Below are 14561 nucleotides of genomic sequence, written 5' to 3'. Positions count from 1 at the left end.
AGCACGCGCAGGTCGAGGGGTGGCGGCCCATGGACGCTCGGTGTCCTCTCACCGGTCGTCGGCGGGTACTACTTCGGCTGTCTCCTGAGCGGGATCGCGCAGAGCGCCCGCGAGGCGGGCATCGCGTCGTGGCGGTGCAGACCTACCCCTCGGACCTCGAGGGACGAGTTCCCGGAACGCCCGACGGCGCGGTACCCCGTGGGCCTCGACCGCTTCGACGGCGTGGTCGCCGTCACGTCGGCCGTCGACCACGAGACGTTGCGCGCCGTCGAGGCGTCGGGCGTGCCGCTCGTGCTGCTCAGCGAGCGCGCCGAGGGGGTCTCGGCCCCGGTGGTCACCCCGACAACACCGGGGGCGTGCGGCTGGCCGTCGAGCACCTGATCGGCCACGGTCACGAACGGATCGGGTTCGTCGGAAGCCTGCTCCAGCCGGACATCGTCGAGCGGTACGAGTCCTACCGCTCGACGCTTCGTGCGCATGGGATCGCTCCCACCGATGCCTGGCTCTACCGCACGGCCGACAACCAGGAGGTCAGCGCGGCCGTGGCGGGTCGGCTCGCGGTGGAGGCAGGCCTCCCCACGACGGCGGTCGTCGCCGCGACCGACCGCAACGCCGTCGGGTTCTCGGCCGCGTTGCGGGCGCAGGGCTGAGTCTTCCGCGGGACCAGGCCGTCGTCGGCTTCGACCACTCCGACTCGGGAGCGCGCGTCCGACCGCGTCTGGCGACGGTCGAGCCGCACCACGACCGCGTCGGCGCGCTGGCGGCGCGCCTCCTGCTCGCGAGGATCGGGGGCGAGGACGTCCGCGGCGACTTTCACTGCGCCGCCACGCTGGTCACCCGAGAGTCCTGCGGATGCCTCGGTGGCGGACGCGGCGCCGACCGGGCCGAGGAGGGCGAAGCCTGCCCCCGCGAGCGCCTGCTCACGACCGCCCGCTCGATCTTCGGGGTCTCCGGGGACGGCGAGTCCACGTCCGGCCGTGTGGTCCCGACCGTCGACGCCTGGCACGACGCGGTCTGCGAGGTCCTCGACCGCGGTGCGTCCGACCGGGCACCCGGGGCGCGGGCACTCCAGGCGATCGCGGACGCCACGGCGGCCCTGCCCCATCCCGAGGCGTTGGAGCGGTTGATCCCCGCGATCCGCGCGGTGGAGGACGCGGTCGCCGACCGGGTCCGTGCGCCGCGCCCGACGCGGGCCTCGGCAGCTCGTGTCCGGGCCGTCCGTGCGGTCGGACGGACCTCGTCACGGCCGTGACCACCGGGTGTGCCCAGGTGAGTCTTCACCGCTCCGGCCGGCTCGAACGGATGATCGCCGATCAGTACGAGCTCGACCTCGACCTCATGCACGCCGACCGCGACGAGCTGCGCGGACTCGACTGGATGCCCGCGGCCACCGTGGCGCGGCGCGACCCTGGCGCTGTGGGCCGACACCGCGGGACGCCAGGGTGCGGGCGGTGGTCGCGAGCTGGAGGTCGTCGGACCACCCTCACGACGCCGGAGGCGCGGCCGATGATCGGCCGCCGGATCCCGCGGTCGGCATTCCCTCCGCCGGCTCTCGTGGGGACCGAGGCCGCAGGTGCGCCGATCACGTTCGTCATCCCCGTGACCTTCGAGTCGAGCAACTGGGGCGTGCTGATGATCGACGGCGCGGTCGACACCCGCGCCACCAGCGCCCGGGACAAGTTCGACCACTGGGCGGTGATGCTGGCGGTCGCGCTGGACCGTGAGGAGAAGGGCCGGCGTCCCGCGAGCAGCAGGCCGCGCTGGAGAGGGCCGCCGACCGGGAGCGGCGGCTCGCGCTCGAGGTCCGGGCCTCCGCGGAGCGGTACGCGCTGGCCGCGGACGCGGCGCTGGAGGGACGTGGGACTGGGACGTCGTCTCCGGCGTCGTCTTCTACTCGGCCCGGTGGAAGGCCCTGCTGGGCCACACGGACGACGAGGTCGGGCAGCGCATCGACGAGTGGACCGGGCGTGTCCATCCGGAGGACCTGCGCGAGGTGCAGATCGCGATCGCGGCCCAGCTGGCCGGGGACCGCGACCCGCTGGTCCTGGAGCACCGCCTGCGAGGGCGGACGGGGAGTACCGGTGGATGCTGTGCCGGGCCAGGACGGTCGACGACGACGCCGGCCGGAGGGCCCGGATGGTGGGCATCCTCGTCGACAACTCGGATGCGAAGCGTCGCGAGGCGGAGCTCCGGAGCCGGGCTCTCGTGGACCCGCGTACGGGGACCGTGCACCCCGAGCTCTTCGCCGACCGGCTCGACGGGCCATCGGCGGGCCCGTGGTCCTGCGGCCTACGACTCCGGCGTCGTCGCGGTCGACGTCCCGAGGCGAGCGACGTGACGCGCTCCGTCGTGCGCTCGGTGCTCGAGCCCGGGGACAGCCTGTGCGTGCGCGACCGTGAGCTGCTCGTGCTGATGGACGGAGACTCGCCCGGGTCGAGGGCCCGGCGTGCCGCCGCCCTCCAGCAGCTCCTCGGCGACGACGCGCAGTGCGCGTCGGTGACGTCGCTGATGCCGTACACCACGGCGGAGGAGGTGCTCCGCGAGCTGCGCGCGGGCCTGTCGCAGGAGCGCGCCCGTCTCAGGCACCGTCGTCGTGAGTCCTGACGCCCGCGGTGGTGGGAAACTGGGGGCGTGAACTCTGCAGCGTCCCTGAACATGCCCGCCGAATCCGCGGAACTGCCCGGCTGGCGCCACGTCTACTCGGGCAAGGTCCGTGACCTCTACGAGCCCGACCTGCCGAGCTACGGCGGCGTGCACCCGCTGGGGACGTCGTCCTCGTCGTCGCGAGCGACCGGGTCAGCGCCTACGACCACCTCCTGCGCCCGGGCATCCCGGACAAGGGGACCGTGCTGACGCAGCTCAGCCTGTGGTGGTTCGACCAGCTCGCCGACGTGGTGCCCAACCACGTGGTCTCGACGGACGTCACGGTCGAGCCGGGGGACGGGCTCGTGCCGTCCGACGTCGCGGGGCGGGCCATGATCTGCCGCCGCCTCGACATGTTCCGGTCGAGTGCGTGGTCCGCGGGTACTCACGGGTTCGGGGCTGGTTGAGTACCGCGCGGGCCAGAACGTCTGCGGCGTGCCGCTGCCGTCGGGTCTCGTCGACGGGTCGCGGCTGCCGGAGCCGATCTTCACGCCGGCCACCAAGGCCGAGCTGGGCGACCACGACGAGAACGTGACGTTCGAGCAGGTCGCGGCCACGGTCGGCGACGACGTCGCGGCCCGGCTGCGCGAGCTCACCCTCGCCGTCTACGCCCGGGCCGAGCAGATCGCCCGCGAGCGCGGCGTGATCCTCGCCGACACCAAGCTCGAGTTCGGCATCGACCCCACGAGCGGCGCGATCACGCTCGGCGACGAGGTGCTCACGCCCGACTCCTCGCGATTCTGGCCGGCGGACCTGTGGGAGCCCGGTCGCGCCCAGCCGAGCTTTGACAAGCAGTACGTCCGCGACTGGCTGACGTCGCCGGCCTCAGGCTGGGACAAGGCCTCGGACGCGCCCGCGCCGACGCTGCCGGACGATGTCGTCGACCGCACGCGCGACCGCTACCTCGAGGCCTACGAGCGTCTGACGGGCTCGCGTCTGTCCTGACCCACCGCCGTCGACGGTGAGTGAGACGCGAGCGGGACGACGACGCGGGGCCGGTAGGATGTGCGCGGAATCCCGGTGTCGTGGTCCGGCCCGCCCCCGTGGTGGAGTCCGCGGCCAGGCGCCACCATCCCGAGCGCTCGAGGAGCCACCGTGGGACGCGTCGTCGTCGAGGTCATGCCGAAGCCCGAGATCCTGGACCCGCAGGGCAAGGCTGTCGTCGGGGCGCTGCCGCGCCTCGGATTCACCCAGTTCACCGGGGCCCGTCAGGGCAAGCGGTTCGAGCTCGAGGTCGAGGGTGCCGTGACGCCCGAGGTCCTCGCCGCCGCGCGCGAGGCGGCCGAGACGCTGCTCTCCAACCCGATCATCGAGGACGTCGTCCGGGTGGCCGACGCCTCGGAGGAGACCGCCTGATGGCTCTCGACTCCGCCCGCATCGGCGTGGTCACGTTCCCGGGCACGCTCGACGACCGGGACGCGGCGCGTGCTGTGCGACTGGCCGGCGGCGAGCCGGTCTCCCTCTGGCACGGCGACGCCGACCTGCAGGGTGTGGACGCCGTCGTGCTCCCCGGAGGGTTCTCGTACGGCGACTACCTGCGCGCCGGGGCGATTAGCCGCTTCGCACCCATGATGGACATCCTCGTGGACGCCGCGAAGGGCGGTCTGCCCGTCCTCGGCATCTGCAACGGCTTCCAGGTCCTGACCGAGGCGCACCTGCTGCCGGGGTCGATGATCAAGAACGACCACCTGCACTTCGTGTGCCGTGACCAGCAGCTGCGCGTCGAGAACGCCGAGACCGCGTGGACGCGCGACTACACAGCGGGCCAGACGATCACGGTGCCCCTGAAGAACCAGGACGGCCAGTACGTCGCCGACGAGCGCACGCTGGACGAGCTCGAGGCCGAGGGCCGGGTGGCGTTCCGCTACCTCGGTGGCAACCCGAACGGGTCGCGCCGCGACATCGCCGGGGTCACGAACGCCGCGGGCAACGTCGTCGGACTCATGCCGCACCCGGAGCACGCCGTCGAGAAGGGCTTCGGCCCGGACTCCGACGACGGCGCGCGCGCCGGGGTCGACGGGCTCGGCTTCTTCACCTCGATCCTGAGCTCGCTCGTCCACGCCTGACGTGGTCACGGACCCGGGGACACGGATCCGCGAGGTCGCGTGGTCCAACCCGCTGGCGGTGGAGCTGCGTCGGGAGTTCTTCGAGCGGACGAACCTGCGGCTCTACCCTGACGGGTTCGGCCATCTCGCGCCCCGCGACGTGTGGGACGCCGACGACGCGGCGATCGGGCGGTCCGTCGTGCTGACGCTGGTCGCGCTCCGCGACGGGGTCCCGGTCGGGCACGCGGCGCTCCGGGCCCCGGATGACGGCGCACCCGCCGGGTCGGTCGAGCTCGCCAAAGTCTACGTCCGGGACCGGGCGCGACGGTCGGGCGTCGCCACCCGGCTCGTCGAGACCGCCGAGAGCGCTGCCCGCGAGCAGGGGTTCGCGTCCGTCGTCCTCGGGACCGGTCCGCTCCAGCTGGACGCCGCGGCCGCGTACGTGAACCTCGGGTACGCACCGATCACGCCGTACCCGCCGTACGACTCGTTCGGCGACGCACTCTGCTTCGCCAAGCAGCTGTGACGAGGACGGCGTGCTGAAGCCGGGCGGCACGACCGAGATTCGCGCCGTCCCGTGGGGCGCACCCGAGGCCGTCGGCCTGCGACGTGAGTTCACCGAGCAGAGCGATCTCCGCCTCTACCCGCTCCTGTTCGGACATCTCGCGAGCCGGCCCGCCTGGGACGCCGACGACGCCGCGACCGGTCGGGCCGTTCTCCTCACCCTGGTCGCGGACGTCGACGGCCGACCCGCCGGGCATGCCGCGCTGCGCACGCCCGAGGTCGGTGCTCCCGAGGGAGCGCTCGAGGTGACCCGGGTCTTCGTCCGGGCCGGTGCCCGACGACGTGGGGTGGCCTCGATGCTCCTGGCGCACCTGGTCGGCACGGCACGAGATCGCGGGGCGAAGTCCCTCGTCCTGGGCACGGGACCGTCGCAGCCCGAGGCGATCGCCACGTATCGTCGGCACGGATTTCGCCCCGTCGAGCCGTACCCGCCCTACGACCGCTTCTCCGCGCCGCCGTACGACATGTACGGTCCGGCGCTCTGCTTCGCCAAACCTCTCTGACCGGATCCGGTGCGAGGGTTCGTCGACACGCTCCAGGACGACCAGCCCCGAGGAGCCCGTGCGGCCCCTGCCCTGACCGGCCCGACCGTGCTCAGCGCAGCGCGTCGGCCAACAGCTCGAGGGTCGCTGCCCGACCCGGAGCGGCGTCCATGGGGTCGGACTCGCGCGATCCGGAGACGGGCACGAGCATGAGCTCGTCGACCTCGTACCGGTCGGCCAGGCCGCGCAGACGGCCGGCGGCCTCGGCCGGCGTGCCGATCACCCAGCGGTCGCGCATCGCCGCGATCGCCTGCTCGCCGGCCGCGTCGAGCGGGGCGGCCTGCGCCTGCTCGACGGTCTCCTGGGGGCCCATCGGCTTGCCGGTCACCAGACGGGCCATCGAGCGGAGCTGCGGGAGCGCGCGTGCGTGCGCCTCGTCGGAGTCGTCGGCGACGGAGACGTTGAACGTCAGGAACGTCGTCGGGCGGGGGAAGGCCTCGCTCGGCCGGTAGTTCTCGCGGTAGAGGCGGAGCGCGCCGTCGATGCCCTGGCCCGAGAAGTGCGACGCGAACGCGTAGGGCAGTCCCTGCTCGGCGGCCAGACGAGCCGAGTAGTCGCTCGACCCGAGCAGCCAGACCGTCGGTGCGCTCGTCGCGGCCGGGGTCGCGCGCACGTGGTAGTCCTTGCCGTCGCCCAGGCGGAGGCTCGCGCCGTCGGGCGAGGTGAGGGCGAGGATCTGGTCGACGTGCTCAGGGAACTTCTCGACGTCCGACGTCGGCCCGGTGGCCCGCAGCAGGTACGTCACCACGGGGTCGGAGCCTGGTGCCCGCCCGATGCCGAGGTCAATCCGCCCGGGGGCGATCGCCTCCAGGGCCGCGAACTGTTCGGCGACCACCAGCGGGGAGTGGTTCGGCAGCATGACGCCGCCCGAGCCGACGCGGATGCGCTCGGTGCGCGAGGCGGCCGCGGCAATCATCACCGGGGGCGTCGACGCCGCCACAGCCGGCATGTTGTGGTGCTCGGCGAACCAGTAGCGCTCGAACCCGAGACGGTCGGCGAGCTGGACGAGCGACAGCGAGGCGTGGATCGCCTCCGCGCTGGACTGGCCCGTGCGGACGGGGACGAGGTCGAGGACGGAGAGGCGCGGCGTGGTAGTCATCGCCGGGTACAACGCCGCGTCCGGCACCGATGTTCCGTCTCGTCCGTCACGTTCGCGCGGCCCCCGGGGCGGCGATCGCGTCAGCCCGCGGCGAGCGCCTGCTCGACGTCCTCGATCAGGTCCGCGGGGTCCTCGAGCCCGACCGAGAGACGAACCGTCGTCTCGGCGATTCCGACGGCCGCGCGGCCGTCCGGTCCGAGCTTGCGGTGCGTCGTCGTCGCCGGGTGCGTGATCAGGGACTTCGTGTCGCCGAGGTTGTTCGAGATGTCGACGACGCGGAGTGCGTCGAGGAACTGGAACGACCGCTTCTTCGCCGTCTCGGGGTCCGTGCCGGCGGGGACGTCCAGGTCGAAGGTGACGACCGTCCCGCCGCCGGTCTGCTGCGCGCGGGCCAGGTCGGCCTGCGGGTGTGAGTCGAGGAACGGGTAACGCACGGCCGCGATCCCGGGGAGCGACTCGAGCTGCTCGGCGAGCCGGTGAGCGGCGGCGTTCTGCGCGCGGACCCGGACGTCGAGGGTCTCGAGGCCCTTGAGCAGCGTCCAGGCGTTGAACGGCGACAGCGACGGGCCGGTGTTGCGGATCATCGTCTTCACGGGGCCGTCGATGTAGTCCGACGACCCGAGGATCGCCCCGCCGAGAACACGTCCCTGGCCGTCGATGTGCTTCGTCGCGGAGTACACCACGGCGTCGGCACCGAGCTCGAGCGGCTTCTGCATCAGCGGTGTCGCGAACACGTTGTCGAGGACGACGAGCGCACCCGCACGGTGCGCGAGGTCGCAGACCGCACGGACGTCGACGATGTCCTGCATCGGGTTGGACGGGGTCTCGAAGAAGACGACGTCCGCCGGCGTGGACAGCGCCTCCTCCCACTGGGAGAGGACGTGACCGTCGACGTAGTCGGTCTGCACACCCCAGCGCGCGAAGATCTCGTCGAAGATGACGAGGGTCGAGCCGAAGAGGGCGCGGGCCGCGACGATGCGCGATCCCTGGCCGACGATCGCCGCGAGCGACGTGAAGACGGCCGACATCCCCGTCGCCGTGGCGAAGCAGGCCTCGGCCCCCTCCATCAGGCGCATCCGCTCCTCGAACGTGTGCACCGTCGGGTTGCCGTACCGGGAGTAGATGAAGCGGTCGGCGTCGCCGGTGAACGCGGCCTCGGCCTCGGCGGCTGACTCGTAGGCGTAGCCCTGGGTGAGGAACAGCGCCTCGCTGGTCTCGCCGAACTCGGAGCGGCGGTGCCCGCCGCGCACGGCGAGCGTCGCCGGACGGGCGCTCGCGGGCAGAGGCCCGCGCGCACGGCCTCCGGGCACCTCGCCGGGGCCCGAGGGGCCCGCGACGGACCCGTAGGGCGCGCTCATGCGGAGGTCCACGTGGTGCTCGGCAGGCCGGCGACGCGCCACCCGTTCTGGTTGCGGACGCCGAGCGCGTCGGCGTCGCCCTCGAAGCCCTCGAGCACGTTGTACGCGGGGCCGAGACCGGCCGCGGTCGCGGCGGCGGCGGCACCGATCGAGCGGTTGCCCGACCGGCAGAGGAACACGAGGGTGCGCCCGTCGCCCGGCGTCACGCCGGCCTCGAGGATGGGGTCGAGGAAGTGCGGGTTCGGGCCGAGCTGGGTGACCCAGGGGGTGTACACGGTCTCCTTGTCGAGCGAGGAGACGTCGGCGACGCCGATCGTGCGCCACTCGCCCTCGGTGCGGACGTCGACGAGCACCGCACGCTCGTCGGTGGCGAGGATCTCCCACGCGTCCTGGGGGGTGATGTGACCGGCAAAGCCGTCGGCGGGTCGGATGTCCGGGGTGCTCATGAGCTCCTCCATCGGTCGTGGCGGTAGCACCCGCGCCCTGAGGGCCAGGGGGGTTGCTGCGGCGTCATCGTGCCAAGTCACTCAGCCGCTCTGGATGGTTGGAGGGATCGTACGTCACGGCGGACGGGCGTCAACACGCCGTCTCAGAATTGATGCCCACGATGCGAGATCGGCTTTTGACAGGCCCGGACCGGCTCGCCATTCTTGGAGGCAGGTCATGAGTGCCAGCGCGAAACCCCGGTTTGCTGGCCGGCAACCCTCCTCCCACGGTGGGGTGCCCCGGGTGACGACCCGGCCGTTCACCAGGTGGTGCGCGGCAAGCGTGGGACGCCGCGGCGTCCCGGATCTTGGAGGACTGCAGTGAGCGCACCAACTCTCGGGACCACGGTCTGTGACCACCTGGACCCCGTGCTCCCCGTCACCGGCGCCGAGACCCTCGTCCCGCGGGTCGGTGCCGCCCCGATCCGGTACGCCAACCTCGACGTCGCCGCCTCGGCCCCCGCCCTGGCGAGCGTCGCCGAGCGCGTCGCCGAGGTGCTGCCGCTGTACGCGAGCGTGCACCGCGGTGCGGGGTACCTCTCGCAGGTCTCGACCGCCCTGTACGAGGCCTCCCGGCGCACCATCGGCGACTTCGTCGGCGCACGGCCGGACGACGTCACGGTCGTCACGCGCAACACCACCGACTCGTTGAACCTGCTCGCCGGCTGCGTCCCCGCGGGGCCCGACGGCCTGCCGGGTCGGGTCCTGGTGCTCGACCTCGAGCACCACGCCAACCTGCTGCCCTGGCAGCGCGGGAGCGCGACGGTGCTGACCGCCGCACCGACGGTCTCCGGCACGCTCGCGGCCCTGCGCGCCGAGCTCGCGCGGACCCCCTACGTCCTGCTCGCCGTCACCGCGGCGTCGAACGTCACGGGGGAGTCTCTGCCCCTCGCGGACGTCGTCAAGATCGCGCACGACGCCGGAGCCCGGGTCGTCCTCGACGGCGCCCAGCTGGTCCCGCACCGCAGGGTCTCGCTCGCCCGGAGCGGCGCCGACTGGATCGCGTTCTCCGGCCACAAGACCTATGCGCCGTTCGGCGCGGGCGCGCTCGTCGGCCGCCGCGACTGGCTCGACTCGGGCACGCCCTACCTGGCCGGTGGCGGGGCCGTGCGTCAGGTCGGGCTCGACGAGACCCGGTGGCAGTCCGCACCGGCCCGCCACGAGGCAGGGTCGCCCAACGTCATCGGCGCCGTGGCGCTCGCGGCGGCCTGCGACGCGCTCGCGGCGGTCGACCCGGCCGAGCTCGCCGAGCACGAGGCCGTGCTGCGACGGCGCCTCGTCGACGGCCTGTCGGCGATCGAGGGGGTCGAGGTCGTCAGCCTCTGGCCCGACGCCGAGGACCCGGTCGGTGTCGTGACGTTCGCCGTCGAGGGGCACGACCCAGGCTTCGTGGCCGCCTACCTCTCGGCCGAGCACGGCATCGGTGTGCGTGACGGACGGTTCTGCGCCCACCCGCTGCTCTCACGGCTCGGGCTGACCGGCGGGGCCATTCGCGCCTCGGTCGGTGTCGGTACCGCGGGTGAGGAGGTCGAGCGCCTGATCCGTGCCCTCGAGACGTTCGTCGCCCAGGGCACGCAGGTGGAGTACACCGTCGTGGACGGCTGCTGGACCGTCGTCGACGACCCTCGTCCCGTGCCCGCCGGCTCCGGGCTCTCCGGTCTCTTCGCCACGGCAGCGGCCGGCTTCGTCGCCGAGTCCGCCGGATGCGGCCCGCTGCCGGAGTAGCCGCGAGCGGCGAGACGACGGTCCGGCGCCGCCCGGCCTCGCACCCTCACCTGGCAGCACGACGGCCCCCACCCGCAGCGGGTGGGGGCCGTCGTGGTCAGCGTCAGTGCTTGAAGGCGTCCTTGGCCTTCTCGCCTGCCTGCTTGACGTCGGAGGAGGCCTGGTCGGCCTTGCCCTCGGCCTCAAGACGCTCGTTGTCGGACGCCTTGCCGGCGCCCTCCTTGATCTTGCCCTGAGCGTCTTCTGCTGCGTTCGAGATCTTGTCGCCGATACCCATGTGCTGCTCCTTTCGTCGGTGAGACCGACCGTAAGGAGGTCGTACGGAACTCGCACGCCGAGACCGTCAGCGTGGTGTCACCGACCCGTTGAGGTGCAGCAGACGCTTGCGCGCATTCCATCCGGTGATGGACCACACGCCCTCGGTGCCCGGCCGGACGGAGACGTCCACGACGCCGGGCAGCACGACCGGACGGGCGAACTGCACGTCCCAGTCGTAGGCGTCGCCCCGCGCCGGCCCGACCTGCGCCAGGGCGCGCGCCGCCGTGTACATGCCGTGGGCGATGGTGCGGGGAAACCCGAAGGCCTTGGCGCCGAGCACCGAGACGTGGATGGGGTTCCGGTCGCCCGAGACCGTCGCGTACGCCTTGCCGACCCGGGCGTCGAGCCGCCACCGTGCCGTGGGGAGCGGCGGGACGAACTCGGGTCGCTCCGTCTCCTCGGGAGCCGGGGCGAGGTGGACACCCTTGGCCAGGTACGTCGAGACGCCCGTGTACGCGGGGGAGTCGTCCCCGATGACCGTCACGTCGGTGACCAGGTCGACCTGGGTCCCGCGACGGTGACCGCGCAGGCCCTCCGCCCGGGCCGTCACCGTCACCGACTCGCCGAGCTCGACGGGACGGAAAAGGCTGACGTGGTTCTCGACGTGGACCATGCCGAGCAGCGGCAGAGGGAACTCGGGCCGCACCATCAGGGCCGTCGCGAGCGGGAACCCGAGCACGTGAAGGAACCCGGCAGGCATCGTCTCGCTCGGGCGCTCGCCGACCAGCCGCTCGTACTCGGCCAGGCGGCGCGCGACGTCGTCGCCCGAAGTGGAGACCTCGGCCACCCGCAGCGTGGTGTCCGGCAGCGTGGTGGTCTGCGGCGCGTCCGACCCGGGCAGCACGCGCCGCGCCGCGGCGACGCCCGAGCCGGACGCGCCACGGACGAACGACCCGCCGAGCGGTGGGATCTGCCCGAGCTCCTCGACGGTCACTGGCCCACCAGGTTCTGCCCGCACACGCGGAGCACCTGGCCGTTGACGCCCGTCGAGCCCGGCGACGCGAGGAACGCGATGGCCTCCGCGACGTCGATCGGCTGACCGCCCTGCTGCAGCGAGGACGCGCGACGCGCCACCTGCCGTGCGATCGCGGGGATGGAGGCCGTCATGTCGGTCTCGATGAACCCCGGGGCGACGGCGTTGGCCGTGCCGCCGACCGCGGCGATCAGCGGTGCAGTCGCACGCGTGTGCCCGATGACACCGGCCTTCGAGAACCCGTAGTTCGTCTGCCCGCGGTTCCCGGCGATCCCGGACGTCGAGGCGAGCGAGACGATGTGGGGGTTCTCGGAGAAGCCGTTCGCCCCGAGCAGGTACTCGTTGATGCGCAGCTGGGCGTCGAGGTTCACCGCGATCACGGCGTCCCACTTCTCCGGCTTCATGTTGGCGAGCAGCTTGTCCCGCAGGATCCCGGCGTTGTGCACGAGGACGTGCAGGCCGCCGTGGCGGGCGCGGGCGTGCTCGAGGATCCGCGCGCCGGCGTCGGGTGCGGTGACGTCGAGCTGCAGCGCGGTACCGCCGACCTCGTTGGCCACCCGGGCGAGCGAGTCACCCGCGGCGGGGACGTCGACGACGACGACGTGCGCGCCGTCGCGAGCCAGGGTGCGGGCGACGTCCGCCCCGATCCCGCGGGCCGCGCCCGTCACGACGGCGACGCGGCCGGCGAGCGGGCGAGTCCAGTCGAAGTCCGTGGCGTCCCAGGACGGGCCGTCACCGACCTCCAGCAGCTGCCCGTCGACGAACGCCGACTTGCTGGAGAGGAAGAAGTGCAGCGCGGCCAGCACCGACGGGTCGCCGACCTGCGCGGCCTCGGTGAGCTGGATGCCGTTGCCCGTGGCCCCGCCGCGCAGCTCCTTGGCGAGCGACCGCAGGAACCCGTCCACGCCGTTGCGGGTCGCGGAGAGCGCCGGGGCGTCCCCGGCCACGGTGGCACGGGAGATCGTGACGACCCGGCCGTTGCCGGCGAGGTTGCGCAGGTTCGCGCCGATCGCGAGCACGGTCTCGGAGAGGTCGGTGGGCTTCTGGGCCTCGGTCATGACGGCGACGATCGCGCCCCACCGCAGCGCCGGGTCGGGCGTCGAGCCCGCGGGCACCTGGCGGACGTCGAGGTCCCAGCCGAGCAGTGCGGCGGCGACGCGGTCGGCGTCGTCCTCCACGCCCGGGCGCCCGCCGACGACGAGCACCGGGCCCGTGGTCAGCGGCTGGCCCGGCGCCCAGCGGCGCAGCACGGCCGGACGCGGCAGGCCGAGCTTCTTGGCGAGCGTCTTGGTGACGCCGGAGTTGACGGCCTTGAGGTAGGAGTCAGCCATGTTTCACGCCTCCGTTCCGGTGGTGCTGGTCGCGCTGGTCGAGCCTGTCGAGACCGAGCCTGTCGAGACCGAGCCGTCGGCCGCGGACTCGATGATCGCCGCGACCCCGAGGCCGCCGGCGGCGCAGACCGAGATCAGCGCGCGTGCGGGCCTGCCGGTCTCGGCGGCTCGTTCTGCGACCAGCTTGGCCGCGGTGGCCACGATCCGCCCGCCGGTGGCGGCGAACGGGTGTCCCGCGGCGACCGACGAGCCGTTGACGTTCAGGCGTTCGCGGTCGATCGAGCCGAGGGGGGCGTCGAGGCCGAGCTCGGTGCGGCAGTAGTCGGCGTCCTCCCACGCGGCGAGCGTGGTGAGCACGGTCGACGCGAAGGCCTCGTGGATCTCGTAGAAGTCGAAGTCCTGGAGCGTGAGCTCCTGCCGGGTGAGCAGACGCGCGACGGCGTGGGCGGGAGCCATCAGCAGGCCCTCGTGGCCGTGCACGTAGTCGACGGCGGCGGTCTCGGCGTCGACGACCTTGGCGAGGACGGGCAGGTTGCGCTCGGCGGCCCACTCGCGCGAGGCGAGCAGGACGGCGGAGGCGCCGTCGGTCAGCGGGGTCGAGTTGCCTGCCGTCATGGTCGGCTCGGTGCCCTCGAGGTTCTTGCCGAAGACGGGCTTGAGCCCGGCGAGCTTCTCCATCGTGCTGTCGCCACGCAGGTTCTGGTCCCGCGTCAGCCCGCGGAACGGGGTGACGAGGTCGTCGAAGAACCCGGAGTCCCACGCGGCGGCGAGGTGCTGGTGGCTCGCCAGCGCGATCTCGTCCTGCGCCTCGCGGGTGATGTCCCACGTCGCGGTCGTCACGGCCTGGTGCTCACCCATCGACATGCCGGTGCGCGGCTCGTCGGTGCTCGGCGTCAGCGGTGCGATGTCGGCGGGACGGATGGCCGCGAACGCCTTGAGGCGTGCGCCGAGCGTCTTGGCGTGGCCGGCCTCGAGCAGTGCACGGCGCAGGCCCTCGCTGACGGCGATGGGGGCGTCCGAGACGGTGTCGGTGCCGCCGGCGATGCCGGACTCGACCTGGCCGAGCTTGATCTTGTTGGAGATCGTGACGACGGCCTCGAGGCCGGTCGCGCACGCCTGCTGCAGGTCGTACGCGGGTGTCTGGGAGGAGAGCGACGAGCCGAGGACGGACTCGCGCACGAGGTTGAAGTCCCGGGCGTGCTTCAGCACCGCGCCACCGACGACCTCGCCGATGCGCTCGCCCTGCAGTCCGTACCGGGCGACGAGACCCTCGAGCGCCGCGGTGAACATCTCCTGGTTGCTCGCGGAGGAGTACTTGCCTCCCGCGCGGGCGAAGGGGATCCGGTTGCCGCCGACGATGACGGCCTCTGCTGCCGGGGGTGTCGTTTGGTTCTTGCTCGTGGCCACAGCCTGGGCTCCCTTGCGTCGGTTGTCGTCCTCGGGGCGGGATGGCGCCTCACGAGGTGTCCAAGACCCAC

14 protein-coding genes, 4 pseudogenes and 2 riboswitches are annotated in these 14561 nt (G+C 72.9%); of the genes and pseudogenes, 11 read left to right on the top strand and 7 right to left on the bottom strand.

What is annotated here, in order from left to right:
* From BLU20_RS13970 to BLU20_RS13530, 10 genes and pseudogenes are all read left to right on the top strand, one after another.
* Positions 1 to 381: pseudogene (locus BLU20_RS13970) on the top strand (hypothetical protein); the annotation flags it as partial.
* Positions 357 to 790: pseudogene (locus tag BLU20_RS14250) on the top strand (substrate-binding domain-containing protein); the annotation flags it as partial. The pseudogenes BLU20_RS13970 and BLU20_RS14250, both read left to right, overlap by 25 nt.
* A gap of 189 nt (positions 791 to 979) precedes the next feature.
* Positions 980 to 1252 (top strand): hypothetical protein, encoded by a 273-nt coding sequence (locus tag BLU20_RS14245; RefSeq protein ID WP_157270509.1) that lies wholly within the window; start codon positions 980 to 982, stop codon positions 1250 to 1252.
* Between the two features lie 468 nt (positions 1253 to 1720).
* Positions 1721 to 2065 (top strand): annotated as a pseudogene (locus tag BLU20_RS14435) (PAS domain-containing protein); the annotation flags it as partial.
* A 20-nt stretch (positions 2066 to 2085) separates the two neighbouring features.
* Positions 2086 to 2604 (top strand): hypothetical protein, encoded by a 519-nt coding sequence (locus tag BLU20_RS14240; protein WP_231959237.1) that lies wholly within the window; start codon positions 2086 to 2088, stop codon positions 2602 to 2604.
* A 51-nt stretch (positions 2605 to 2655) separates the two neighbouring features.
* A pseudogene (locus BLU20_RS13550) lies at positions 2656 to 3588 on the top strand (phosphoribosylaminoimidazolesuccinocarboxamide synthase).
* Positions 3589 to 3738: 150 nt separating this feature from the next.
* Positions 3739 to 3999, top strand: coding sequence for a phosphoribosylformylglycinamidine synthase subunit PurS (purS, locus tag BLU20_RS13545; RefSeq protein ID WP_029251918.1), 261 nt, complete (start codon positions 3739 to 3741; stop codon positions 3997 to 3999).
* Positions 3999 to 4709 carry a phosphoribosylformylglycinamidine synthase subunit PurQ gene (gene purQ, locus BLU20_RS13540; RefSeq protein ID WP_083371100.1) on the top strand — a complete coding sequence of 237 codons (711 nt, stop codon included), beginning with the start codon at positions 3999 to 4001 and terminating at the stop codon, positions 4707 to 4709. The genes purS and purQ overlap by 1 nt, the downstream gene beginning before the upstream one ends.
* Position 4710: 1 nt before the next feature.
* Positions 4711 to 5214 carry a GNAT family N-acetyltransferase gene (locus tag BLU20_RS13535; RefSeq protein ID WP_083371099.1) on the top strand — a complete coding sequence of 168 codons (504 nt, stop codon included), beginning with the start codon at positions 4711 to 4713 and terminating at the stop codon, positions 5212 to 5214.
* A gap of 10 nt (positions 5215 to 5224) precedes the next feature.
* Complete coding sequence (locus BLU20_RS13530; RefSeq protein ID WP_083371098.1) at positions 5225 to 5755, top strand: GNAT family N-acetyltransferase; 531 nt, start codon at positions 5225 to 5227, stop codon at positions 5753 to 5755.
* 91 nt (positions 5756 to 5846) lie between these two features.
* Here BLU20_RS13530 and BLU20_RS13525 read toward each other — a convergent pair whose 3' ends face one another.
* From BLU20_RS13525 to BLU20_RS13515, 3 genes are all read right to left on the bottom strand, one after another.
* Positions 5847 to 6893, bottom strand: coding sequence for an LLM class flavin-dependent oxidoreductase (locus BLU20_RS13525; RefSeq protein ID WP_083372845.1), 1047 nt, complete (start codon positions 6891 to 6893; stop codon positions 5847 to 5849).
* 80 nt (positions 6894 to 6973) lie between these two features.
* Positions 6974 to 8251 (bottom strand): O-succinylhomoserine sulfhydrylase, encoded by a 1278-nt coding sequence (locus BLU20_RS13520; protein ID WP_083372843.1) that lies wholly within the window; start codon positions 8249 to 8251, stop codon positions 6974 to 6976.
* Positions 8248 to 8697 carry a rhodanese-like domain-containing protein gene (locus BLU20_RS13515; protein ID WP_083372844.1) on the bottom strand — a complete coding sequence of 150 codons (450 nt, stop codon included), beginning with the start codon at positions 8695 to 8697 and terminating at the stop codon, positions 8248 to 8250. Before BLU20_RS13515 ends, BLU20_RS13520 begins: the two co-directional genes overlap by 4 nt.
* A 5-nt stretch (positions 8698 to 8702) precedes the next feature.
* Positions 8703 to 8798, bottom strand: a riboswitch (SAM riboswitch).
* 112 nt (positions 8799 to 8910) lie between these two features.
* A riboswitch (SAM riboswitch) is annotated at positions 8911 to 9026 on the top strand.
* 31 nt (positions 9027 to 9057) lie between these two features.
* Here BLU20_RS13515 and BLU20_RS13510 point away from each other — a divergent pair.
* Positions 9058 to 10461: an aminotransferase class V-fold PLP-dependent enzyme gene (locus BLU20_RS13510; RefSeq protein WP_083371097.1), complete on the top strand. Its 1404-nt coding sequence runs from the start codon at positions 9058 to 9060 to the stop codon at positions 10459 to 10461.
* Between the two features lie 103 nt (positions 10462 to 10564).
* Here BLU20_RS13510 and BLU20_RS13505 read toward each other — a convergent pair whose 3' ends face one another.
* The 4 genes from BLU20_RS13505 to BLU20_RS13490 form a co-directional block, all read right to left on the bottom strand.
* The gene (locus tag BLU20_RS13505) at positions 10565 to 10738 is read right to left on the bottom strand and encodes a CsbD family protein (RefSeq protein ID WP_081829562.1); all 174 of its coding nucleotides are present in this window, start codon (positions 10736 to 10738) and stop codon (positions 10565 to 10567) included.
* Between the two features lie 66 nt (positions 10739 to 10804).
* Positions 10805 to 11713 (bottom strand): MaoC family dehydratase, encoded by a 909-nt coding sequence (locus BLU20_RS13500; RefSeq protein ID WP_083371096.1) that lies wholly within the window; start codon positions 11711 to 11713, stop codon positions 10805 to 10807.
* Positions 11710 to 13083: a 3-oxoacyl-ACP reductase gene (locus BLU20_RS13495; protein WP_083372840.1), complete on the bottom strand. Its 1374-nt coding sequence runs from the start codon at positions 13081 to 13083 to the stop codon at positions 11710 to 11712. Before BLU20_RS13495 ends, BLU20_RS13500 begins: the two co-directional genes overlap by 4 nt.
* Positions 13084 to 13086: 3 nt before the next feature.
* Entirely contained in the window at positions 13087 to 14490 is a 1404-nt protein-coding gene (locus tag BLU20_RS13490) for an acetyl-CoA C-acetyltransferase (RefSeq protein WP_083372839.1), read from the bottom strand.
* Positions 14491 to 14561: the final 71 nt, after the last annotated feature.

This window comes from Paraoerskovia marina, from assembly GCF_900105445.1.
Lineage (GTDB): Bacteria > Actinomycetota > Actinomycetes > Actinomycetales > Cellulomonadaceae > Paraoerskovia > Paraoerskovia marina.
The sequence above is the reverse complement of the archived record's forward strand: the minus strand, read 5'-3'. Positions and strand labels throughout refer to the sequence as shown.